Annotated in this window: 19 protein-coding genes; 8 read left to right on the top strand and 11 right to left on the bottom strand. The window is 65.6% G+C overall.

The window, feature by feature from the left end:
• The first annotated feature begins 22 nt into the window (after positions 1-22).
• Both JQ633_RS10320 and JQ633_RS10315 read left to right on the top strand, forming a co-directional pair.
• Positions 23-565, top strand: a complete 543-nt coding sequence (locus JQ633_RS10320; protein WP_211984872.1) for a DUF3124 domain-containing protein — start codon at positions 23-25, stop codon at positions 563-565.
• A 59-nt stretch (positions 566-624) separates the two neighbouring features.
• Positions 625-1863, top strand: a complete 1239-nt coding sequence (locus tag JQ633_RS10315; RefSeq protein ID WP_211984871.1) for a PLP-dependent aminotransferase family protein — start codon at positions 625-627, stop codon at positions 1861-1863.
• A 260-nt stretch (positions 1864-2123) separates the two neighbouring features.
• On the opposite strand, the gene JQ633_RS10310 is transcribed toward JQ633_RS10315, so the two are convergent.
• Entirely contained in the window at positions 2124-3371 is a 1248-nt protein-coding gene (locus JQ633_RS10310; protein WP_249159070.1) for an amidohydrolase family protein, read from the bottom strand.
• 286 nt (positions 3372-3657) lie between these two features.
• Here JQ633_RS10310 and JQ633_RS10305 point away from each other — a divergent pair, with 286 nt between their 5' ends.
• On the top strand, positions 3658-3885 hold the full coding sequence (locus tag JQ633_RS10305; protein WP_211984973.1) for a hypothetical protein: 228 nt from the start codon (positions 3658-3660) through the stop codon (positions 3883-3885).
• A 175-nt stretch (positions 3886-4060) separates the two neighbouring features.
• Here the strand turns inward: JQ633_RS10305 and JQ633_RS10300 are convergent, their stop codons facing one another.
• The 4 genes from JQ633_RS10300 to JQ633_RS10285 all read right to left on the bottom strand — a co-directional run bounded on the left by JQ633_RS10300 (position 4061) and on the right by JQ633_RS10285 (position 11175).
• Positions 4061-4879: an aldo/keto reductase gene (locus JQ633_RS10300; RefSeq protein ID WP_211984869.1), complete on the bottom strand. Its 819-nt coding sequence runs from the start codon at positions 4877-4879 to the stop codon at positions 4061-4063.
• Positions 4880-5039: 160 nt separating this feature from the next.
• Positions 5040-6614 (bottom strand): alkaline phosphatase D family protein, encoded by a 1575-nt coding sequence (locus tag JQ633_RS10295; protein ID WP_211984868.1) that lies wholly within the window; start codon positions 6612-6614, stop codon positions 5040-5042.
• A 462-nt stretch (positions 6615-7076) separates the two neighbouring features.
• Positions 7077-7562: a hypothetical protein gene (locus tag JQ633_RS10290; protein WP_211984867.1), complete on the bottom strand. Its 486-nt coding sequence runs from the start codon at positions 7560-7562 to the stop codon at positions 7077-7079.
• Positions 7563-7701: 139 nt separating this feature from the next.
• Entirely contained in the window at positions 7702-11175 is a 3474-nt protein-coding gene (locus tag JQ633_RS10285) for an indolepyruvate ferredoxin oxidoreductase family protein (protein ID WP_211984866.1), read from the bottom strand.
• Between the two features lie 207 nt (positions 11176-11382).
• On the opposite strand from JQ633_RS10285, the gene JQ633_RS10280 reads away from it, so the two are divergent.
• From JQ633_RS10280 to JQ633_RS10265, 4 genes are all read left to right on the top strand, one after another.
• A complete protein-coding gene (locus JQ633_RS10280) occupies positions 11383-12336 on the top strand; it encodes a hypothetical protein (protein WP_211984865.1) in 954 nt (317 codons plus the stop codon).
• 47 nt (positions 12337-12383) lie between these two features.
• Positions 12384-12938, top strand: coding sequence for a carboxymuconolactone decarboxylase family protein (locus tag JQ633_RS10275; protein WP_211984864.1), 555 nt, complete (start codon positions 12384-12386; stop codon positions 12936-12938).
• A 1-nt stretch (position 12939) separates the two neighbouring features.
• Positions 12940-13740, top strand: a complete 801-nt coding sequence (locus JQ633_RS10270) for an SDR family NAD(P)-dependent oxidoreductase (protein WP_211984863.1) — start codon at positions 12940-12942, stop codon at positions 13738-13740.
• 235 nt (positions 13741-13975) lie between these two features.
• Positions 13976-14194, top strand: coding sequence for a hypothetical protein (locus tag JQ633_RS10265; protein ID WP_211984862.1), 219 nt, complete (start codon positions 13976-13978; stop codon positions 14192-14194).
• An 87-nt stretch (positions 14195-14281) separates the two neighbouring features.
• Here the strand turns inward: JQ633_RS10265 and JQ633_RS10260 are convergent, their stop codons facing one another.
• Both JQ633_RS10260 and JQ633_RS10255 read right to left on the bottom strand, forming a co-directional pair.
• Complete coding sequence (locus JQ633_RS10260) at positions 14282-17464, bottom strand: efflux RND transporter permease subunit (RefSeq protein WP_211984861.1); 3183 nt, start codon at positions 17462-17464, stop codon at positions 14282-14284.
• Between the two features lie 28 nt (positions 17465-17492).
• Positions 17493-18737 carry an efflux RND transporter periplasmic adaptor subunit gene (locus tag JQ633_RS10255; protein WP_211984860.1) on the bottom strand — a complete coding sequence of 415 codons (1245 nt, stop codon included), beginning with the start codon at positions 18735-18737 and terminating at the stop codon, positions 17493-17495.
• Between the two features lie 206 nt (positions 18738-18943).
• Here JQ633_RS10255 and JQ633_RS10250 point away from each other — a divergent pair, with 206 nt between their 5' ends.
• Positions 18944-19543 carry a TetR/AcrR family transcriptional regulator gene (locus JQ633_RS10250; RefSeq protein WP_211984859.1) on the top strand — a complete coding sequence of 200 codons (600 nt, stop codon included), beginning with the start codon at positions 18944-18946 and terminating at the stop codon, positions 19541-19543.
• A gap of 65 nt (positions 19544-19608) precedes the next feature.
• Here JQ633_RS10250 and JQ633_RS10245 read toward each other — a convergent pair whose 3' ends face one another.
• Genes JQ633_RS10245 through phnL form a run of 4 tightly spaced genes read right to left on the bottom strand, consistent with a single transcriptional unit; the run spans position 19609 to position 22704 of the window.
• A complete protein-coding gene (locus tag JQ633_RS10245) occupies positions 19609-20220 on the bottom strand; it encodes a pyridoxamine 5'-phosphate oxidase family protein (protein ID WP_211984858.1) in 612 nt (203 codons plus the stop codon).
• A gap of 24 nt (positions 20221-20244) precedes the next feature.
• A complete protein-coding gene (gene phnN / locus JQ633_RS10240; RefSeq protein WP_211984857.1) occupies positions 20245-20841 on the bottom strand; it encodes a phosphonate metabolism protein/1,5-bisphosphokinase (PRPP-forming) PhnN in 597 nt (198 codons plus the stop codon).
• A complete protein-coding gene (locus tag JQ633_RS10235) occupies positions 20838-21992 on the bottom strand; it encodes an alpha-D-ribose 1-methylphosphonate 5-triphosphate diphosphatase (RefSeq protein WP_211984856.1) in 1155 nt (384 codons plus the stop codon). Before JQ633_RS10235 ends, phnN begins: the two co-directional genes overlap by 4 nt.
• A 13-nt stretch (positions 21993-22005) precedes the next feature.
• Positions 22006-22704, bottom strand: coding sequence for a phosphonate C-P lyase system protein PhnL (gene phnL / locus JQ633_RS10230; protein ID WP_211984855.1), 699 nt, complete (start codon positions 22702-22704; stop codon positions 22006-22008).

Below are 22704 nucleotides of genomic sequence, written 5' to 3'. Positions count from 1 at the left end.
GGGCGTGAGGATCAATCAAGCAATGTGTCACATCCGCGCAGGCGGCTTTTTTCTGGCGATTCTCGCTTGCCTGCTCACCGTGCGCATGGACGGGGCTTTAGCGCAAGCCGCCGGAAGTATTGAGCAAAATTTCGCAAATTCGCTGACCGCGGTGCCGGCGGAGAATCTCGCCACCTCCGGCTCATTCTACGTGCCGGTCTATTCCAGCGTGTCGATGAGCCAGGGCAAGCTGAGGGCCGATTTCTCGGTGACGCTGAGCGTGCACAACACCTCGGAAACCAAGCCGCTCGTCCTGAAGCGGATCGCCTATTTCGACACAGCAGGCAAGATGGTGGAGAGCTACCTCAAATCGCCGGTCGCGCTAAAACCGTTCGCGACCGTCGAGGTCTCGATCGCCACGTCCGATGTCCGGGGCGGCACCGGCGCCAATTTCGTGGTCGACTGGGCCGCCGCCGGCGAAATCGCGGAACCGGTGACCGAGGCCCTGATGGTCGGCAGCGTCGGCCCCGGGCACTATGCCTTCATCACCCAGGGCCGGCCGATCAGGCTGCTCGGCAAGAACTGACTTTCAGGGCGGGCCGCCAATGGCCTTCCCAATGACAACAACACGGGAGCGAAACAGCCATGTCCACCTCAGCCCAGTTCGATTTTTCACCCCTGCTCCCGGCCGGCCTGCCCGCGCCGGCCGCGCGGTGGACCGGGCTCGCCAAATACAGCTTCGTCGGCGGCAACAACGATCCGGACCAGGTGCCGGTCGACGGGCTGCTGGAAGCGGTCAACAACGTGCTGAAGCGCGAGGGCCGGAATCTGGCGACCTACAACCTCGCCCACGGCCCGCAGGGCTATCTGCCGCTGCGCGAATTCCTCACCAAAAAGCTGAAGCGCGACGCCGGCATCGCCTGCACGCCGGACGAGATCATGATCGTCTCCGGCTCGCTGCAGGCGCTCGACCTCGTCAACCATACCCTGCTCGCCAAGGGCGACACCGTGCTGATCGAGCAGGAGACCTATCAGGGTTCGCTGAACCGCCTGACCCGGCTCGGCGTCAACGCGGTCGGCATTCCCCTTGATGGCGAGGGCATCCGGATCGACGCGCTGGCCGCGGCACTCGCCGACCACAAGAAGCGCGGCATCACGCCGAAATATATCTACACCATCCCGACGGTGCAGAACCCGACCGGATCGATCCTGCCCGAGAACCGGCGCGCCGAGATGCTGAAGCTCTCGAAGGACTACGGCGTGCCGATCTTCGAGGACGATTGCTACGCCGATTTGATCTGGAACGGCGAGCGGCCGCCCGCGATCTACGCCATGAGCCAGCATGGCGGCGTGATCCATATCGGCTCGTTCTCGAAATCGATCGCCCCCGCGCTGCGCGTCGGCTTCATCGTCGCGCCCTGGGAGATGATGTCGCGGATGCTGTCGCTGAAGACCGACGCCGGCTCCGGCGCGCTGGAGCAGATGGTGCTGTCGGAATATTGCGCGCCGCATTTTGCCACCCACGTGCCGCGGCTGACCAGGGGCCTGCGCGCCAAGCTCGACACGCTGATGGAGGCGCTGAACGAGCAGTTCGGCACCGCCGCCGAGTTCGAGGCGCCGAAGGGCGGCATCTTCCTCTGGGTCAAGCTGCCCGACCATGTCGACACCATGAAGCTGTATCAGGCGGCGCTGGCCGCCGGGGTCTCGATCAATCCGGGGCCGGAATGGTCGACCAGCAAGGCGCACTCAGGTTGCCGGCTGCGGCTCTGCTTCGCCAGCCCCTCGCACGAGCAGATCCGCGAGGGCGTCGCTGTTCTCGCCGAGGTCTGCCGCAAGGAGTTCGGCGTGCCCGCGCGCAGCAGCAATGTGGAGAAGCGCGGCTGATCACAGTGTTGCCTTTGTAGCCGCAGCGGCAGTGCACCTCTCCCCTTGTGGGAGAGGTCGGATTGCATCGCCAGACGCAATCCGGGTGAGGGGTATCTCTCCGCATACGTCGTTCTGTGTTCGTGGACAGATACCCCTCATCCGTCGCGGACTTCGCATAGCCGATGCAGCGCATCGGCGTCCTGTTTGAACGGCCGGCCGTAGGCCGCCTGTGGCCACCTTGTCCCACGAGGGGAGAAGGTTTGAGAGACTGCCTCGCCCTACCTCACCGCGAACGGCGATTGATACGGCCGGCCGAACGGCACGCCGTTGACCACGGTCTGCACCGGCTTCAGCAACAGATTGCCGTCGCGCTTGTTGTTGCGGGTGTCGACGAAGGAGACCGGGCCTTCGACGAGGTCCATGATCGCGACGTCGCCGGGCGCGCCGCGCTGCAGCGTGCCGATCTTGGGCGCCCGGTTGATGATCCGCGCCGGGCCCGAGGTCGCCATCGCCACCACCTGCTCCAGCGAGGAGCCCATCGCCAGGAACTTGCTCATCACGTTGGGCAGGAACGGCATGCCTGGTGAATTGCCGGAGAACACGTGGATGTCGGAGGAGATGGTATCCGGCGTGCAGCCGCCGGGGATCGCGACTTCGGCCACGGTGAAATCGAAGCTGCCGCCGCCATGGCCGACGTCGAACAGCACGCCGCGCTGCTTGGCCTCGAGCGCCGCCGGCAGCAGCCGGCCCTCCTGCACGATGTTGGTGAAAGCACCCGCAGCGTTCGGCGCGCCGGAATAGGCGTGGGTGAGGATATCGCCCGGCCGCAGCAGATCGAGGATGTCGCTCATCAGCTCCCTGGTCTCGACGCCGCCGATATGCACCATCATCCGCGCCGGCCAGCCGCACATCTCGCAGGCCTGGATGCCGCGCTTCAGCGGCTCGAGCCCGTGCTTGAAGATCACGTTCTCGGACATCCGCACCTTGACGCCGATCAGGAAGTCCGGGTTTTCGGCCAGCGCCATCGCGCAGGCTTCGACCTGGGCGTTGTCGATGTTGTAGAGCTCGGCCACCGGGAACGCCGACAGGCCGTTATTGGCGATGTGGACGAAGGCGTAGATCCGCGCCCGCGACTGCGCCACGATGTAGCGCCGCAGCGCCGCGAGGTTGTTGACGCCGGCATCGCCCGCCGAGACCACGGTGGTGGTGCCCTGGAATTGCACCAGTTCGTCGGCGGGAATGCCGATCGCCGAGCCGTAGGGATAGACATGGCAGTGCAGGTCGACGAGGCCGGGCATCACGAGCTTGCCCGACGCGTCGATGGTCTTCGCCGCGCGCGCGGCCGGGATCTCGTCGTCGATGGCCTCGATCAAGCCCCAACGGATGCCGATATCGCGCTTGCCGCGCAGCGACTGGCTCGGATCGATCACGTCGCCGCCCTTGATGACGAGATCGAACTTGTCGTTCGGCCCCATCGCGGCGCCGGCCGGTCCCGCGATCGCGGCAGCGGCCGCTGATCCGGTCATCGTCAGAAAATCGCGGCGCGAGAATCCGCCCGAGAATCCACCCATGGCAATGCCCCCAACATTGTTTTTATGGCGGGATGATGCGTCGGGTGCGGTAGTTAGGCAAGCCGTGTCGATACGGGGAAATCGTTGGCCTCGACGATGTCGGCCCGCATGGACAGCCGGTGACGCAACGCAACACGCGACGAACATGCTTGCTGAACAGCTGTTCAGAAAACTCCTGCGTTCCCGCAGGAACGTTTCGCTGTCCGCGCTGTTTTCTCCTCGCTCAATTGAGGAGGACGAGATGAAGAAGTTTGGATTGATGATTGCGGCGATCGGCGCGCTTGCGGTGGCAGTTCCGTCGATCGCGAGCGCCGAGACCGTCGTGATCAAGCGTGGCGGCCACCATCATCACTGGGATCGCGGCTACGGCGCGTATGGTTCGATGCGCCATGATCGCGGCTGGCACCGTGGCTGGCATCATGGCCATGGCGATCGCACCGTGGTGATCAAGCGGTCGCATCGCTACTGAGATCAATAAGCGAGACCGACACAAGGGAATGGCTCCTCACGGAGCCATTTTCTTTGCGGTGTCGCAGTAGACGCTTCGTAGGGTGGGCAAAGGAGCGTAGCGACGTGCCCACCATCCACGCTGTGCTCGTGAAGGTGGGCACGCTTCGCTTTGCCCACCCTACGAGACCTGCCAATCAATCCCACGCCGGCGCGAAGCCCGGATTGACGCAACGCATGTCCTTGCGCAGCGCGGCGATCGCCTTGCGGTCGTCGTCATCGAGCTTGACCTTCAGCGCATCGAGATTGGCCTTCTGGCTCTCGCCGCGTGAAGCCTTCGGGATCGCCGCAACGCCGTCCTGCTCGAGCAGCCATCGCAGCGCGACCTGCGCCGCCGTCGCATCGTGCTTCCTGCCGATCGCCGCCAGCGTTTCGTCGGTGGCGAAACGACCCTGCGCCAGCGGGCAATAGGCCACCAGCGGGATCGATTTCGCCGCGAGATATTTGCGCACCGGCGTCTGGTCCAGCATCGCGTGGTATTCGATCTGGTTGCAGGCGATCGGCGCCTTGATGTCCTCGACCACGGTCTTCAGCAAAGCGGTGGTGAAATTGGCGACCCCGATCGCGCGGGTGCGCCCCTCCTGCTTCAGCCGCATCAGCGTCTCGAACACCGCCGGCAGATTCATGTCGCGCGACGGCCAGTGCACCAGATAGAGATCGACGTGATCGAGCCGCAGCTTCTTCAGGCTGGCGTCGAACGCACGGCGGATCGCATCCGGCGCCAGATTCTCGTGCCACACCTTGGTGGTCACGTGCAGGTCGTTGCGCGCGACCTTTGATGCGGCGATGCCCTCGCCAATCGGCTCCTCATTGCCGTACATCTCGGCGGTGTCGATGTGGCGATAGCCGAGGGCGAGCGCGCTCTCGACCGCCGCGCGGCAGGTATCGCCCTGCATGCGGAAGGTGCCGAGGCCAAGGCGGGGCAGGCTGATGCCCTGTGTCTGCAGATTGTCCATGGATAGCTCCTGACGCGTGGGGCGCCGGAAAATCGACGACGTCACGCCAGCAAATCGTTTGTCGGGAATGAGTGGCAGGACTGCCAGCACCACAGTGTGCCCGGAAACCGGCCCCTCAGGCAAGGCACCCGCCCTCAAGATGTCCTGACAAATAAGGGATTCAGATATGCTGCGCCATGATCCGGCCGGGCCGCGCGTCCGGCCGCGGCTCGATATCGACCGACCAGAGGTCGTGGTTGTCGACATCCTTCAGCGTCACCGTCATGACGCCACTCTTGCCGTCGATGTCGACGCGGCCGAAGAATTGCAGGCCGAAGCATGGCGCGAGATTGTCGCCCTGCTCCGCCGAGCAGCCCTTCTGGTACATCGCCTTGGGACCGAAGGTGTTGTCGAGCGCGCCCGGCGACCAGGTGCCGGCATGCAGCGGGCCGGAGACGAATTCCCAGAACGGCTCGAAATCCTGGAACACGGCGCGGTTCGGATCGTAGTGATGCGCCGCGGTGTAGTGCATGTCGGCGGTGAGCCACACCGTGTTGCGGATGCCGGCGCGCTTGATGAACGACAAGAGATCGGCGATCTCGTGCTCGCGCCGCGCCGGCGGTCCGTCGCCGAGCGCCACCGCATCGAGGCTGACGAGGCCGATCGGCAGATCCGCCGCGATCACCTTCCAGGTCGCATCCGATGCCACCAGTTCGCGCTTCAGCCAGGCGAGCTGGCTGCGGCCGAGAATGAACGTGTCGTCCGGATCTCCCTGCTTGTTCCAGCTGGAGTCGCGGTAGGAGCGCATGTCGATCATGAAAACGTCGAGCAGCGGCCCATAGGCGATCTTGCGGTAGACGCGGCCGTCGCGCTCCGGCATCAGCCGCATCGGCATGAATTCGTGGAAGGCGCGGCGTGCCCGCGCCACCAGGCGCGAGCTGCCGTCGGCATCGTAGCCGCTCGCATCGGCGGTGCCGACCGGCGACCAGTCGTCGGCCACCTCGTGATCGTCCCACTGCGCGAACATCGGCACCTCCGCATGGAAGGCGCGAAAATACTGGTCGAGCCAGTTGTAGCGGTAGTTGCCGCGAAACTCGTCGAGGCTGTGCGCGACGACGGATTTCTGCTCGGTGACGATGTTGCGCCAGACCTCGCCGTTCGGCAGCGGCTGCTGCGCCGGCACCGTGCAGTCGGCATAAATGTGATCGCCGGAATGGATGAAGAAATCCGGTCGCTCGTTCAGCATGGTGCGGTAGCTGCGCATGCCGCCGCGCCCGGGATCGATGCCCCAGCCCTGCCCGGCGACATCGCCGGACCACACGAACGAGACCGAGCGCCGCTCGAGCGGCGCGGTGCGGAAATGCCCGACGCGGGTTTCGCCCGCGACGCCGTCACCGTCATCGAAGCGGATACGGTAGAACAGGTCCTGGCCCGGCGGCAGGTTATCGAGCAGCAGTTTTGCGGTGAAGTCGCGTTCGGGCAGCGCGTCGGCCGATGCGGTGCGCAGGATGGCGGCGAAGCTCTCGACCGCAGAGCATTCGACATGCATCCGCGCCGCGCGGTCGGTGCGCGCCCAGATCACCGCGGAGTCGCCGGCGACGTCGCCGGATTGAATGCCTGATATCGCGGGCCGGTCCGCGGCGCGGCTCAGATGGGGCCCTGCGAGCGAGCCCAGTCCCGCCAGCGCGGCGGTCGATGCCGAGCGCACCAACAGCTGGCGCCGGGTAAGGCCTCGCGCCCTCGCGGAGATCGCCATCGCAAAACCCTCGTCGAATCGCGAGGAAGGTTTTGCCTGCGCCGCTTGACTCCAGCCTTACGGTTTCTTGACTCTCCGCCGACGGTTTTGCGACAGCGGGATGACTCGGGAGGAGCCTTCAGGGATCGAAGGTCGAACGAAAGCTGGTCGCGTTATCCTGCGACAACGGGACGAACAGCGAGGTGAGCGAGAACCGCCCACAGCGTCGTCCCGGCGAAGGCCGGGACCCATAGCCACCAAAGGTTATTGTTGCGCAACGCTGGGGGCCACAGCTCGTTTCAACAACCTGCCCCCGTGGTTATGGGTCCCGGCCTTCGCCGGGACGACGCGTGGAGAGATGCGACCACGCCAGACCCGTCATCCTGAGGTGCGAGCTCTTGCGAGCCTCGCACCTCAGGATGACGGGTTTGGTAGGGGTGTGTGCGGGTTAAGCGGCTAAGCGTGGCGCCGCCACAGCCTCGCTTAGCGCTGCCAGTTGCAGATGCCGCCGGTGCGGCAGGGCCAGGTCTGGATCCGCGTGTCGCGGGCCTGCGCATCGAGCGGGTTGCTGTGGCGTCGTGCGAGCTTGGCGCGTACGGGCACGTGCGCGACGGCACGCTTCTTCGCGTGCGTCTTCTCGGCCGACCTCTCCTGCACCTTCTCGTCCGGCGGCGTCACCACGGTGGTGCGGACGGCCTTCTGCGGCGCGACCTTGGTGTCCTCGACTACCTTGGTGTCGTCGACTTTCGGCTCGACGCTCGCCTGTGAATCGCTGCTGTGGTCGGCCTTGGCCTCGACCGGGACCGGCTCGAACTGCGCCGGCGGACCGAGCCGCTTCGGCGACAGCACCGCCTTGGAGAGATCGAGGCTGAAATATTCGCTCGGACGGTAGTCGTCAGCCTGCGCCACGCCACCCAGAGCCAGGGACGCGGTACAGAGGGCTGCGACAAAAACTCCTTTCAGGACCATGAACAGGCCTCCTGAAATCACTCAAACCGGAACAGGCATCATGTAGGCACGCACCCGCGCATTTCCAGCCGCGGTTGCGGTCAGGGTTACCGGTCAACTATGGCGGCCGCCGAAGGTTCCGGCCGGCCGCCAGCAGCCTTTATTCGGCAGCCTGCGCCAGCCGCTGGCCCATTGCCCCTTCCAGTCGGGCACATTCGCCGCGATAGCGGGCGACGTTGGCCTCCTTGATGTGGCCGTAGCCGCGCACGAGGTCCGCCGCCTTCGCCAGCGCCACCAGCCGCGGCAGGTCGAGCGGCTTCTTGCCGTCGAGATGGCGCAGGATCATCGCCGAATATTCGACCGGCAGCGCCCGCTCCATCTTGCGCTCGGCGGTGTAGCCGAAGATGTCCCATGCGGTGCCGCGTAGTTTCTTCAGCCCCGCGAGGATGCCGAACGCCTTGAACACCCAGGGGCCGAATTCGCGCTTCTGCAACCGCCCGGTGACGGGATCGCGCCGCGAAAGCAGCGGCGGCGCCAGCAGCACCTTCAGCTCCGGATTGCCGTCGAATTGCTCCCGCAGCGCCTTGCTGAACTCGCCGTCGGAATAGAGCCGGGCAACCTCGTATTCGTCCTTGTAGGCCATCAGCTTGAACAGGCCCTTTGCGAAGGCCTCGGTCAGCTCATGCGAGCCCGGCGCCGCGGCGGCTTCGGCGGCACGGACGCGCGCGACGTCGTCGAGGAAGCGCGTGGCATAGGCCGCGTCCTGATAGTCGGTGAGGAATTGGGCGCGGAACGCGATCGCCTCGTCCAGCGTCCGCTTGGCGGGTGCTGCGCCCGCGCTCTTGAAGCGGGCAGCGCTGACCACGCGCGGCAGATCGTGGGCGGCCAGCCGGCCCCAGGAGAACGCCGTCTTGTTCATCTCGATGGCGGCGCCGTTGAGCTCGATCGCCTTGAGAATTGCTTCGAGCGACAGCGGGATTGCGCCGCGCTGGAACGCGAAGCCGAGCATGAAGGCGTTTGTGGCGATGCTGTCGCCCATCAACGCGGTAGCAAGCCCGGTGGCGTCGAGGATGTCGAGATCGCCTGGCGTCACTGCGCCGTTCAGCGCATCGCGCATCGAGCTCGCCTCGAAATCGATGTCCGGATCGATCACGAAGCTCGCGGTCGGCAACAGGTCGGCGTTGACGACGGCACGGGTGACGCCGCGCTCGGCGCGGCTGAGCGCCGGATCGCTGGTCGCGACGACGATGTCGCAGCCGAGGATCAGATTGGCATTGCCCGGCGCGATGCGGACGGTGGTCAGCATGTCGGCCGCCGGCGCCAGCCGAACATGGCTCATCACCGCGCCGTTCTTCTGCGACAGGCCGGTGAAGTCGAGCGTCGAGCAGGCCAGCCCCTCGACATGCGCGGCCATGCCGAGCAGCGCGCCGATGGTGATGACGCCGGTGCCGCCGATGCCGGTGACCAGGATGTTGTAGGGCGCACTCAGCGCCGTCGCCGGCGGCGCCGGCAGGTCGGCGAACAGCGCCTTGGGATCGGCCGCGGTGCGGTCGGCCCTGCGCAGCTTGGGATCCTGCACCATCACGAAACTCGGGCAGAAGCCTTCGACGCAGGAGAAATCCTTGTTGCAGTTCGACTGGTCGATGCGGCGCTTGCGGCCGAGCTCGGTCTCCAGCGGCTGCACCGAGACGCAGTTCGACGCCACCGAGCAGTCGCCGCAGCCCTCGCAGACCCGCTCGTTGATGAAGACGCGCTTGGCGGGATCGGGAAACAGCCCGCGCTTGCGGCGGCGGCGCTTCTCGGCGGCGCAGGTCTGGTCGTAGATCAGGACGGTGAGGCCCTCGATCTCGCGCAGGGTCCGCTGCACGGCATCGAGCTCGCGGCGATGATGGATCGTCGCGCCTGATGGAAAATAGTTGGCCGGATATTTGTCGGGATCGTCGGAGACGATCGCGAGCCTCTTCGTGCCTTCGGCCGCGACCTGATGGGCGATCTGCGACACCGTGAAGCCGCCTTCGGCCGGCTGGCCGCCGGTCATCGCCACCGCATCATTGTAGAGGATCTTGTAGGTGATGTTGACGCCGGCGGCGGCAGCGGCGCGCAGCGCCAAGAGACCGGAATGGGTGTAGGTGCCGTCGCCGAGATTCTGGAACACGTGCGCTTCATCGGTGAACGGCGCCTGCCCGATCCAGGCGACGCCCTCGGCGCCCATATGCGAGATCGTCTGGGTGCGGCGGTTCGGCACCGACAGCGCCATGCCGTGACAGCCGATGCCCGCCATGGCGCGGCTGCCCTCGGGAATCTTGGTCGAGGTGTTGTGCGGGCAGCCCGAGCAGAAATACGGCGTACGCGCCAGCTTGGCCGTGCCCGTCCCTTCCGCCGGACGGTCGAACGCCTCGAGCTTGGCCAGCCGCTGCTCCAGCGCGGGGCTGCGATGACCGAGCTTGCGCAGGCGCGCCACGACGGCGGCGGCGACCATGGTCGGCGACAGTTCGCCTTCGCTCGGCAGCAGCGGCGCGCCGCTCTCGTCGCGCTTGCCGACCACCGAAGGACGCTTCGAGGCATCCATGTTGTAGAGGATGCGAACGAGCTGGTCTTCGATGAAGCCGCGCTTCTCCTCGACCACGAGCACATCCTGCAGGCCTTCGGCGAAGGCGCGCGCGCCGCGCTCCTCCAGCGGCCAGGTCAGCGCCACCTTGTAGATGCGCAGGCCGAGCGCCTGCGCCTCGGCATCGGTAATACCGAGATCGGCGAGCGCCTGGCGCAGATCGAGATAGGCCTTGCCGGTCGCCATGATGCCGAGCCGCGCCGGCTTCGAATCCAGCACGATGCGGTCGAAGCGGTTGACGCGGGTGAAGGCGGCGACCGCCTGCATTTTCGGCCCGTGCAGCCGCCGCTCCGCGTCGAGCGGCGGATCCGGCCAGCGGATCGAGAGGCCGTCCGGCGGCATCTCGAAATCATCCGGCGTGAGGATCTTGATGCGATCAGGATCGCTGACGATCGAGGCGGAGCTCTCGACCGTCTCCGAGATCGCCTTGAAGCCGACCCAGCAGCCGGAAAAGCGCGACAGCGCGAAGCCGAGAATGCCGAGATCGAGATAGTCCTGCAGCGTCGCCGGATTGACCACCGGCATCAGCGCCGAGGCGAACACCTGCTCGCTCTGATGCGCCAACGTCGAGGACTGGCAGCCATGGTCGTCGCCAGCCAGCGCGATCACGCCGCCATTGCGCGAGGTGCCCGCGGAATTGGCATGCTTGAGCGCATCGAGCGAACGGTCGACGCCGGGACCCTTGCCGTACCAGATGCCGAACACGCCATCGACCTTGGCGCCCGGGAACATGCCGACCTGCTGGCTGCCCCATACCGCCGTCGCCGCGAGGTCCTCGTTGAGGCCGGGAACGAAGGCGATATCATGCTCTCTGAGGAAGGATTTCGCGCGCCACAGCGCGTGGTCGTACATGCCGAGCGGCGAGCCGCGGTAACCGGAGATGAAACCCGCCGTGTTCAGCCCGTGCGCGCGATCGCGTTCGCGCTGCAACATGGGCAGTCGGACCAGCGCCTGGGTACCGGAAAGGAAAATTCGCTTGGTATCCAACCGGTACTTGTCGTCGAGTCCAACGTCCATCAACGTCATCAGTCTCAGCTCCCCGTCCGTCTTATCCTGCGCCGGTCCGAGCCGGTCTCATTTTCTGCGGATCATCATGCATCAGCATGCACTGATTTTGCTATGCATGAACAGCCCCGGTCCATGGGCGCAGCACATATCTCATGTTGCGCATGCGAGGAGCTTGCCGAAGCCTGCCTTCTTTGAAACGGTGGCGCGCAAAGGGAGACCTCAAGGATGCTGACAGTCGAAACCGCGTTCACGACGGAGATCGTGCAGGACGGTGATCAGCTGGTGGGACCGTGGCGGCAACCGAAGCAGATGCTGCAGGCGCAGGTCTACGACTCGCACGCGTCGATCCATGACGATGCAACCGCACAGAAGCTCGGATTCCGCGGCGGCACCATCGAGGGGCCGACGCATTTCAGCCAGTTCGCGCCGCTGTGCGAGCGGATCTGGGGCCGCGCCTGGTTCGAGACCGGATGCCTGTCGGCGCACTACCGCAACGCGGTGTTCGAAGGCGAAGAGGCGCAGGCGCGGATCGAGAAGCCGCGAGACGGCCAGACCGTCTGCACGATCGGGATGATCAAGCGCGACGGCACCGAGGTTCTGCGCGGCACCGCCTCGATCGGCGGCGACGGCAGCGAGACGGCGCTGAGCCACAGGCTCGGCGAATTGAAGCCGCTGGCCGATCCCGTGATCCTCGCCGACATCAAGGTCGGCATGAAGACTGCGCGGCAGCCGATCAAGATGGATTTCGACCAGCACATGGGCGACCTCTATCCGTTTTCGCTGGCCGACAAGCTGAGGGTGATCACCGAACCTTCCGACGGCTACTACGCGCAGGAGCACAATCCCTGGGGCCGCGCCATTATTCCGATGGAGATGCTGAGCGTGCTGTTCCAGTATCGCGCGCGTGAGGACCGGCTGCCGGTGCGCGGCCCCGCGGTCGGGCTGTTCGCCGATCAGGAGATCCGCCTGTTGCGCGGGCCGCTGTTCCCGGGCGAGACCTATTGGGCCGAGCGCGAGGTCGTCGCGCTGTCCGGCAGCAAGCGCACCGAAAGCATGTGGGTGCGCACCACCGTATTCGACGCCGACAACACGCTGGTTGCAACCATGCTGCTGAACGGCGCCAGCATGAAGGACTCCTACGCCAACTACGAACGCGAGCACAAAGCCCTCTACGGCTGAAGCGACAGCCGCCTTTCCCGCAAGCCGCCGAACCAAGGACAACAACAATGGCCCGCCTGCCCTATCTCGAAGCCGATCAAGTCGCCCCCGAATATCGCGACATGCTCAAGCGCAACACCAACCTGCACAAGCTCTTGGTCAACTCGCCGGACATGGCCCGTGCCTTCAACGGCATCGGCGGCTATATCCGCTTCAAGAGCAAGCTCGATCCGCGGCTGCGCGAGCTGGCGATCCTGCAAGTGGGCTGGCTGGAGAAATCCGAGTACGAATTCACCCATCATGTGAAGATCGGCAAGGAGTTCGGCGTTACCGACGCGGATATCGAAGGCCTGATGGCGGAGACCGAGGGCAAGCCGTCGAAGCTCGAGCCGCTGGCAAAGGCGATTCTCAAGGGCGCCCGCGAGATGGTGCGCGAGCTCGCGATGTCGGATGCGACCTTCACCGAGATCAAGAAAGAGCTCTCCGACGAGCACATGACCGATCTCGTGCTGACGATTGCGTTCTACTGCGCCGTGGTGCGCGTGCTCGCCACCATGAAGATCGACAACGAACCTTATTACAAAGAGGTACTGCAGCAGTACCCGATTCCGGGAGTGAAGTGAGATGCGCCTGCAAGATCGTGTCGCCATCGTCGTCGGCGCCGGACAGAGCCCCGGCGAAGGCATCGGCAACGGCCGCGCCACCGCGCTGACCTTTGCGCGTGAGGGCGCCAAGGTGCTGTGCGTCGATCACAATGCGGACTCGGCACAGGAGACCGTCGATCTCATCACGGCCAAGGGCGGCATCGCGGCGGCGTTCAAGGCCGACGTCACGAAGAATGCCGACATCAAGGCGATGGTGGCGGATGCGCAGACCCGCTGGGGCAGCGTCGACATCCTGCACAACAATGTCGGCGTCAGCCTGTCGGGCGGCGATGCCGAGCTTCTCGACATCACCGAGGAAGCATTCGACCGCTGCGTTGCGATCAACCTGAAGAGCTGTATCCTCGCCGCAAAGCATGTGATCCCGATCATGCGCAAGCAGCAGCGCGGTTCGATCATCAACATCTCGTCGATGGCGGCGATCACGACCTATCCTTACGTCGCCTACAAGGCGACGAAATCGGCGATGATCGCCTTCACCGAACAGCTCGCCTACCAGAACGCGCAATACGGCATTCGCGCCAATGTGATCCTGCCGGGGCTGATGAACACGCCGATGGCAGTCGACACCCGCGCGCGCGAATTCAGGAAGAGCCGCGCCGAGGTCGAGGCCGAACGCGACAGCAAGGTGCCGCTGCGGCAGAAAATGGGCACCGGCTGGGACGTCGCGAATGCGGCACTGTTTCTCGCATCCGACGAGGCCAATTTTATTACCGGTGTCACATTGCCGGTGGATGGCGGCGCGAGCGTGCGGCGTGGTTAATTGATGCGATTAGCCAGGCTGATCCACGCGATTAACCTGTGTGACGGCCTGCGGTTAATCTGTGTGACGAAATCACGCGTCATTGCGTCGCAACGATTCGAAAAACTTGAAACATTCCAATGACACGGCGATGTGACGCCGTGTCCACATAAATCGAAATCCTGACTCGTTGTGGTCGCACGAAATTCATCTGCGCTCTGTATCTGGCTGCCCAAGAAATTGGAGTGCCTGGACCATGAGCGAAGAACTCGAACTCAGACCTGATCAGTGGGAAGCGTTGAAAGCGCTGCGGGCTCCCGCGGCCAACCCCTCGCGACTGAACCGGTACGCGGTCGATAGCCTCGTCACGCTCGGCTTTGTCGCAATGCGGGGAGAATCGTTCGCATTGACGCCGGCGGGCCGCAAGATGCTGGTCCGCGGTTCGTCGCAATTGCTGCTCGATATCGCCGCCTGAACCTTTCCAAATTGTCATGAACGAGAGCCCCGGTTCTGCCGAAGCCAGAACCGGGGCTCTCGTTTTTGTGTGTGACGGCACGCGGCATCATGCCGCGTGCGTGTTTCCTGGAATGGTCGCCTGGCCGTGCCGCGTCAGCGGCTTCATGCCGGTGACGGTGCGCAGCAGTACGTAGAATACCGGCGTCAGGAACAGACCGAAGATCGTGACGCCGATCATGCCGGAGAACACCGCGACACCCATCGCGCGCCGCATCTCCGAGCCCGCGCCGGTCGAGAGCACCAGCGGCAGCACGCCCATGATGAACGCCATCGACGTCATCAGGATCGGCCGCAGCCGCAACCGGCTCGCCTCGATCGCGGCGCGAATCGGCGATCGTCCGGCGAACTCGAGCTCACGCGCGAATTCGACGATCAGGATCGCGTTCTTGGCCGACAGGCCGACCAGCACGATCAGGCCGATCTGGGTGAAGACGTTGTTGTCGCCCTTCGACAACCAGACGCCGAACATCGCGGCCAAGAGGCCCATCGGCACGATCATGATGATCGAGAGCGGCAGCGCGAGACTCTCGTAGAGCGCGGCCAGGACCAGGAACACCAGCAGGATCGCCAGCGGGAACACCCAGATCCCGGAGTTGCCGGCGATGAACTCCTGATAGGTCAGGTCGGTCCACTCGAAGGCGAAGCCGGGCGGCAGCACCTCGGCCGCGATCCGCGTCGCCGCCTCCTGCGCCTGGCCGGAGGAATAGCCCGGCGCCGCGGCGGCGTTGATGTCCGACGACAGGAAGCCATTGTAGCGGATCGCGCGCTCGGGACCCGCGCTCTGGCGCACCGTCATCAAGGCCGACAGCGGCACCATGTCGCCGGACGACGAGCGCACCTTCAACTGCCTGATGTCGTCGGCCCGCGCGCGGAACGGCGCGTCGGCCTGCACACGCACCGAATAGGTGCGGCCGAATTTGTTGAAGTCGTTGACGTAGTAGGAGCCAAGGTAAATCTGGAGCGTGTTGAAGACCTCCGTCACCGGTACGCCGAGCTGCAACGCCTTGGTACGGTCGATGTCGGCGAACAGCTGCGGCACGTTGACCTGGAAGCTCGAGAACGCGCCGGCGATTTCCGGTGCCTTCTGGATCGCGGTCATGAACGCCTTGGTCGCATCGTTCAGCGCGTCATAGCCGAGGCCGGCGCGGTCCTCGATCTGCAGCTTGAAGCCGCCGATGGTGCCGAGGCCGTTGACCGGCGGCGGCGGGAACATGGCGATGAAGGCTTCCTGGATGCCGGCATATTTCTTGTTCAGGTCTCCGGCGATCGCCGGGCCGCTCAGCGCGGGATCCTTGCGCTCGTCGAACGGCTTGAGCGTCGAGAACACGATGCCGGCGTTGGAGGAGTTGGTGAAGCCGGAGATCGACAGGCCCGGGAACGCCACCGAGCTTTCGACGCCGGGCTGCGTCAGCGCGATGTCGCTCATCTTGCGGATCACCTCCTCGCTGCGGTCGAGCGAGGCGCCGTCGGGCAGCCGCGCGAAACCGACGAGGTACTGCTTGTCCTGGCCCGGCACGAATCCACCAGGCACCTGCTTGAACAGCACGCCGGTGAGGCCGACCAGCACCACATAGAGGCCGATCACCGCGGCCTTGCCGTAGATCACCTTTAAGACGGTGCGGCCGTAGTTCTCCGAGGACTTCGTGAACACCTTGTTGAAGCCGCGGAAGAACCAGCCCAGCGATTTCTCCATGATCCGCGTCAGCCAGTCCTTCGGCTCGTGATGGCCCTTGAGCAGCAGCGCCGCCAGCGCCGGCGACAGCGTCAGCGAATTGACCGCCGAAATCACCGTCGAGATCGCAATCGTCAGCGCGAACTGCTTGTAGAACTGGCCGGTCAGGCCGGAGATGAAGGCGAGCGGCACGAACACCGCGATCAGCACCAGCGCGATCGCGATGATCGGGCCGGAGACTTCCCGCATCGCCTGGTTGGTGGCCTCGCGCGGCGACAGCCCGGACTCGATGTTGCGCTCGACATTCTCGACCACGACGATGGCGTCGTCGACCACGATGCCGATCGCGAGCACGAGGCCGAACAGGCTGAGCGCGTTGATCGAGAAACCGAACACATGCATCACCGCGAAGGTGCCGACGATCGATACCGGCACTGCGATCAGCGGAATGATCGAGGCGCGCCAGGTCTGCAGGAACAGGATCACGACCAGCACCACCAGCGCGATCGCCTCGAGCAGCGTGTGGATCACGGCCTCGATCGAGGAGCGCACGAACTGGGTCGGGTCATAGACGATCTGGTAGGACACGCCCTCCGGCATGTTCTTCTTGATCTCGGCCATGGTGGCGCGGACGTTGTCGGAGATCTGTAGCGCATTCGAGCCCGGCGCCTGGAAGATCGGCAGCGCCACAGCCTGCTTGTTGTCGAGCAGCGAGCGCAAGCCGTATTCCGAGGCGCCGAGCTCGATCCGCGCGACGTCGCGCAGCCGCACCACCTCGCCGTTCGCACCGGTCTTGACCACGATGTCGCCGAACTGTTCCTCGGTCGACAGCCGTCCCTCGGCGTTGACCGAGAGCTGCAGATCGATGCCCTTGACGCTCGGCGAGGAGCCGACCACGCCGGCAGCGGCCTCGACGTTCTGCGCCTGGATCGCCTTCACGATATCGTTGGCCGTCAGCACGTGTTCGGCGGCCTTCTGCGGATCGACCCAGACCCGCATCGAATAGTCGCCGGCGCCGTAGAGCTGGACGTCGCCGACGCCGTCGATCCGCGCCAGCCGGTCCTTGACGTTGAGCACCGCGTAGTTGCGCAGATACGTCATGTCGTAGCGGTTGTTCGGCGACAGCAGATGCACGACCATGGTGAGGTCGGGCGAGCTCTTCTTGGTGATGATGCCGAGCTGGCGCACCACGTTGGGCAGGCGCGGCTCGGCCTGCTGCACGCGGTTCTGCACCAGCTGCGTCGCCTTGTCGGGGTCGGTGCCGAGACGGAACGTCACCGTCAGCGTCATCGCGCCGTCGGTGGTGGCCTGGCTCGACATATACAGCATGCCCTCGACGCCGTTGATCTGCTCCTCGATCGGCGTCGCCACCGTCTCGGCGATAACCTTCGGATTGGCGCCGGGATAGGTCGCGCGCACCACGACCGAGGGCGGCACCACGTCGGGATATTCCGAGATCGGCATCGCGAACAGCGAGATCAGGCCGGCAAGAAAGATCAGGATCGATAGCACGCCGGCAAAGATCGGCCGGTCGATGAAGAATTTCGAGAGATTCATGGTGATGCCCCTTCGGCGCAGCGAAGGCTCAGCGCTGCGCCGTGTTCTGTCTGGTTTGGGCGGATGCCTGTTGCATGCCGCGCGCGCCCATTTCGGCGACCTCCAGCTTCAGGAGGGCGCCCGGCCGCACGCGCTGCAGACCGTTGACGACGATGCGTTCGCCCGATTTCAGACCCGCGGTCACGATGCGCAGGCCGTCGACCGCGCTGCCGAGCGTGACTGGGCGATAGACGGCACGGCTGTCGTCGCCGACGACCATGACGAACTTCTTGTCCTGGTCGGTGCCGACGGCACGCTCGTCGATCAGCACCAGCGTCTGCTGCTGCGGCTGGCCCATGCGCACGCGCGCGAACTGTCCGGGGATCAGCCGGCCGTCATCGTTGCGGAACGTGGCGCGGACGCGGATGGTGCCGCTCTGGCCGTTGACCTGGTTGTCGATCAGCTGGATGTGGCCCTTGGCGCCGAGGCCGCCGGAGGTCGTCATCTCGACCGGGATTTTGGCGAGATTGCCGCGCTTGCCGGAACCATCAGCGATCGAGTTGAGGGCGCGCAGCACCATTTCCTCGTCGGCATCGAAGCTCGCATAGATCGGGTTGACCGAGACCAGCGTGGTCAGCACCGGCGATGCGGTGCCGGCGGCGACGAGGTTGCCGACGGTGACCTCGATCTTGCCGACGCGGCCGTCGACCGGCGCGCGCACCTCGGTGTAATCGAGATTGAGCTTTGCGGTCTGCAGCGTCGCCTCGGCCGCCTTGACGTTGGCGATCGCTTCGCGATTGGCGTTGTCGCGCTGGTCGAAATCGCGCCGCGTGACGATGTTGTTGCCGACCAGCTGGGCGCCACGCTCGACTTCGCTGGCGGTGAACACCGCGCGCGCCTTCGCCGCCTCGAGTTGCGCCTGGGCCTTGTCGACCTCCGCGGCATAGGGCGCCGGATCGATCTTGAAGAGGACATCGCCGGCCTTCACCAGCGCGCCCTCGGTGAAGTTGGTCGCCATGATCGCGCCGGCGACGCGCGGCCGGAGCTGAATGCGGTCGACCGCCTCGAGCCGGCCGGAGAATTCCTCGAACAACGTGGTCGGACGCGGCTCGACGATGGCGACGGTCACGGGCACCGCTTGCTCGGGGGCTGCCGCGGGGGCAGTCGCCTGCGCGGCATAGAAATAGCGGCCGGTCGTGATCGAACCGGCCACCGCGAGGGCGCCGACGATCAGGATACCTCCGGTGATGGATCGGAAACGGCCGGAACGGGGGTTTTCGGTGGACGGGGGCATTAGCGCGCTCCAAGACGATCTGTAGTGTTCACTACAAATGTGGAGCTGGACGCCGCTTTGCAAGATACTTATGTATCGGGCACTATGAATTTCTTAGCGCATTGCTGGGGAAATGAGAAGCCACGGAAAAACCTCACGTCAAACAACAGGATAGGCTACGGACAATGCCGTCGGAGAATCGGCACCCGGCTTACGGAGCAACGAAAATGGGTATGGGACGCCCCCGCGCGTTCGACGCAGACGCCGCACTGGACCAGGCCATGGAGGTGTTCTGGCGCCACGGTTATGAGGGCGCGACGATCGCGCAGCTCACCGAGGCCATGCACATCAATCCGCCGAGCCTCTATGCCGCGTTCGGCAGCAAGGAAGGCCTGTTGAAGGCCGCGCTCGATCGCTACTCCGAGAAGCGCGACGCCTGGATGGAAAAGGTGCTGGGTGCCCCGACCGCCCGCGAGGTCGCCGAACGATTCCTGATGGAGCACGCCGACGCCCAGACCGACCCCGCCAACCCGCCCGGCTGTTTGCTGGTCCAGGGGGGCCTCGCCTGCGGCACCGGCTCGGCGAACGTTCCGTTCGAGCTGGCGGCGCGCCGCAACCATACTGAGGACCAGTTGCGCGAACGGTTTGTCGAGGCCAAGGCGCAATGCGATCTGGGCGACGGCGCCGAACCGGCGTCGCTCGCGCGCTATCTCTCCGCCGTTGTGTCAGGCATGTGCGTGATGGCCTCCTCCGGTGCCAGCCGCGATGCGCTGCGCGAGATCGCCATGGTGTCGCTGAAAGCGTTCGACGAGCAGTCGAAGGGTTAGCGCGGCTTTCGGCGCAGCCGTTGAAGGTCACCTCGCCCCGCTTGCGGGACGAGGGAGTATTCAGATCACCACATCGTCTGCCGCGCGCGCTCGGGCCATTCCCGATCGTACTTCTCGCCGCCGACCGTGTTCTCGCTCATCTCGGCGAGGATCTGGCCGGGCGTCGGCAACGTCCTGGGATCGACCCGCTTGTCGGGATTCCACAGGTCGGAGCGCACGATCGCGCGGGCGCACTGGAAGTACATCTCATCCACCGTCATCACGATGACGGTGCGGGGCGCCTTGCCTTCCATCTCGAACGAGGCCAGCAGCTCCGGCTCGGCGGAGACATAGGCGCGGCCGTTGACGCGCAGCGTGCTGCCCGAGCCCGGGATCAGGAACAGCAGCCCGACGCGGGGATCGCGGACGATGTTGCGCAGCGAGTCGCAGCGATTGTTGCCGCGGCGGTCCGGCATCATCAGCGTTTTCTCGTCGTGGATGCGGACGAAGCCGGGCAGATCGCCGCGCGGCGAGCAGTCGAGGCCCTCCGGCCCCGAAGTGGCCAGCGACACGAACGGTGATTTCTCGATCAGCACCCGGTAGAGCGGCGTCACCCGGTCGGCGACCTTGACGGTCGACGCGTCGTTGGGGAAACCGTAGATCGCCTCGAGCTGCTCGATCGTTTCAATCACCGACATTCGTCTCGCTTCTCCCTGTTGTTGCTAACCGTCCCAACGCTCGTCCTTGATGATGCGGACAAGTTGCCGCGCGTGATAGTCGGCGCCGCCGGAATTGACGATGGTGAAGTCCGGCACCGACGTCGTCTCGTCGACCGTGCGGGCCAGCCGCTGCCCGAGCTGCCCGTCGCTGGCGCGCGCCCGCGCCGCAAGGCGTGCTGCGAGCACCTCCGGCGGCGCGGTGATCGAGACCACGATGGCGCTGGCATAGTGGCGGCGCGCCGCCGCGATCACGGTGCGCGAGACATTGGCGATCACGGTACGGCCGGCACGGATCTCGTCGTCGATCGCCCGCGCCAGCGCGTAGCGGTGCCCGTGCGCCTCCCAGTGCATGGCGTAGTCGCCGTTCGCCACGCCGCGCTCGAAGTCATCGGCGCTGACCTCCTCATTGTCCTCCGACGCCGAGGAAGCACGGGTGATCAGCCGGCGTGGAAACACGATGCCGCGGTCGTCGGCACAGGCCGCCTTCGCCAATGCCAGCAGCGTATCCTTGCCAGCACCGCTCGGCCCGACCACCAGGATCAGGCGGCCGGGACCAACAGCGGCAACGGACGTCGCGGCGACAGCGGGCGCGTCGGTCATGCCACCCGCCCTCCTTCGCGCCAGACGCTGCGCACCACCGGCAGATCGCGCGCGACATGGACGCGGATCAGGTCGGCACGCCGGCCGACCGCAATCTCGCCGCGGTCGGAGAGGCCGACCGCTTCGGCGGGCGTCTTGGTCACGGTGCGGATCGCGGCCGCAAGGTCGATCGCCGGCACGTGCTGCGGCAGCTGCAGCGCCGCCATCAACAGGCTCGACGGGATGTAGTCTGACGACAGGATGTCGAGAACGCCCTCACGCGCAAGATCGACGGCGGCGATGTTGCCGGAATGCGAGCCGCCGCGGACGACGTTCGGCGCTCCCATCAGGATATCGATGCCGGCGGCGTGCAGCCCGCGCGCGGCCTCCATCGTGGTCGGGAATTCCGCGACCGCGACCTTGTCGTTGATCGCGTCGGTCACGTTCTCATCCGTAGTGTCGTCATGGCTCGCCAGCGGGATGCCATGCTGTTGCGCCAGCGCGACGATCGCCCGCACATTGGTCGCGGCATGCTTCTTCTGATAGTCGAACCGCCGTGCGAACAGCACGTCGAGCTCTGCATCGGTCATGCCGCCGCCCTTGCCGCGATAGTAGTCGCGCAGCTTCACCTCGTCGCGGAACTGGCGCTGGCCCGGCGTGTGGTCCATCAGCGACATCAGCCGCACGTCGGGACGCTCGACCAGCTCCATGGCCTCCTCCACCACCGACGGCATCGGCACCTCGCAGCGCAGGTGCAGGAAGTGATCGGCGCGCAGCAGATTCTCCTCGCGCGCCGCCGAGATCGCCGCCGCCAGCACGCCGGCGCGGCCGTCGACGTCCTCGGCGCCGTCCTCGCGCCAGACCCGCAGCGAATCCAGCACCGTGGTGATGCCCGAGGTGGCGAGCTGACCGTCATAGGAGATCACGGCCGCGATCGGGTTCCAGAACACCTTCGGCCGCGGCACGTAGTGCATCTCGAGATGGTCGGTGTGCAGTTCGATCAGGCCGGGCATGATCAGGTCGCCGCCGGCATCCTCGCCCGCCTCTGGCGCCCTGCCCTCGCCGAATTCGGCGATTTTGCCGCCTGATATGGCCACCCAGCCCTGCTCGATCACGCGATCGGCGAGGACGAGCCTCGCGTTGCCGATGATGGTGTCTTGCTTGGCGGTCATTTCAAACGGTCCTTCAGGCAGCGGCGGCGAACGAGGTGACGTCGACGACGCGGTCGGCGATCAGATGGCGGATCTCGTCGTCATGGACGATCGCGACCATCGCGACGCCCTTGGTCTTCTTCTCGGCAATCAGCTCGACCACAACTGCGCGATTCGCCGCATCAAGCGAAGCGGTCGGTTCGTCGAGCAGCAGGATCGGCAGGTCGGAGATGAAGCCGCGCGCGATGTTGACGCGCTGCTGCTCGCCGCCGGAGAAGGTCGAGGGCGGCAACGTCCACAGCCGCTCGGGAATGTTGAGCCGGCGCAGCAGGTGGCCGGCGCGCTCGCGGGCCTCTTCGCGCGCCACGCCGTTGACGATCAGCGGCTCGGCGACGACGTCGATCGTCGCGACCCGCGGCACCGCGCGCAGGAACTGGCTGACATAGCCGATGGTGGAACGGCGGATGCTCAGCACCTGGCGCGGCTCGGCGGTGGCGAGGTCGATCACCGCGCCGTGGTGGCGGATGCCGATCCGGCCGCTGTCGCAGCGGTAGTTGCCGAAGATCATCTTCAGGATGGAGGATTTGCCGGCGCCGGACGGGCCCGACAGCACGACGCATTCGCCCGGCTCGACGTGAAACGAGACGCCGCGCACCACGGGCAGCTCGACGCCGCCCTGCAGGTGCATGGTGAAGGTCTTTTCGGCGTTGGCGAGTTCGATCATCGCGGTCAT

This window comes from Bradyrhizobium tropiciagri (assembly GCF_018130505.1).
GTDB classification, from domain to species: domain Bacteria; phylum Pseudomonadota; class Alphaproteobacteria; order Rhizobiales; family Xanthobacteraceae; genus Bradyrhizobium; species Bradyrhizobium tropiciagri_B.
This window is presented reverse-complemented; position numbering and strand designations above follow the sequence as displayed.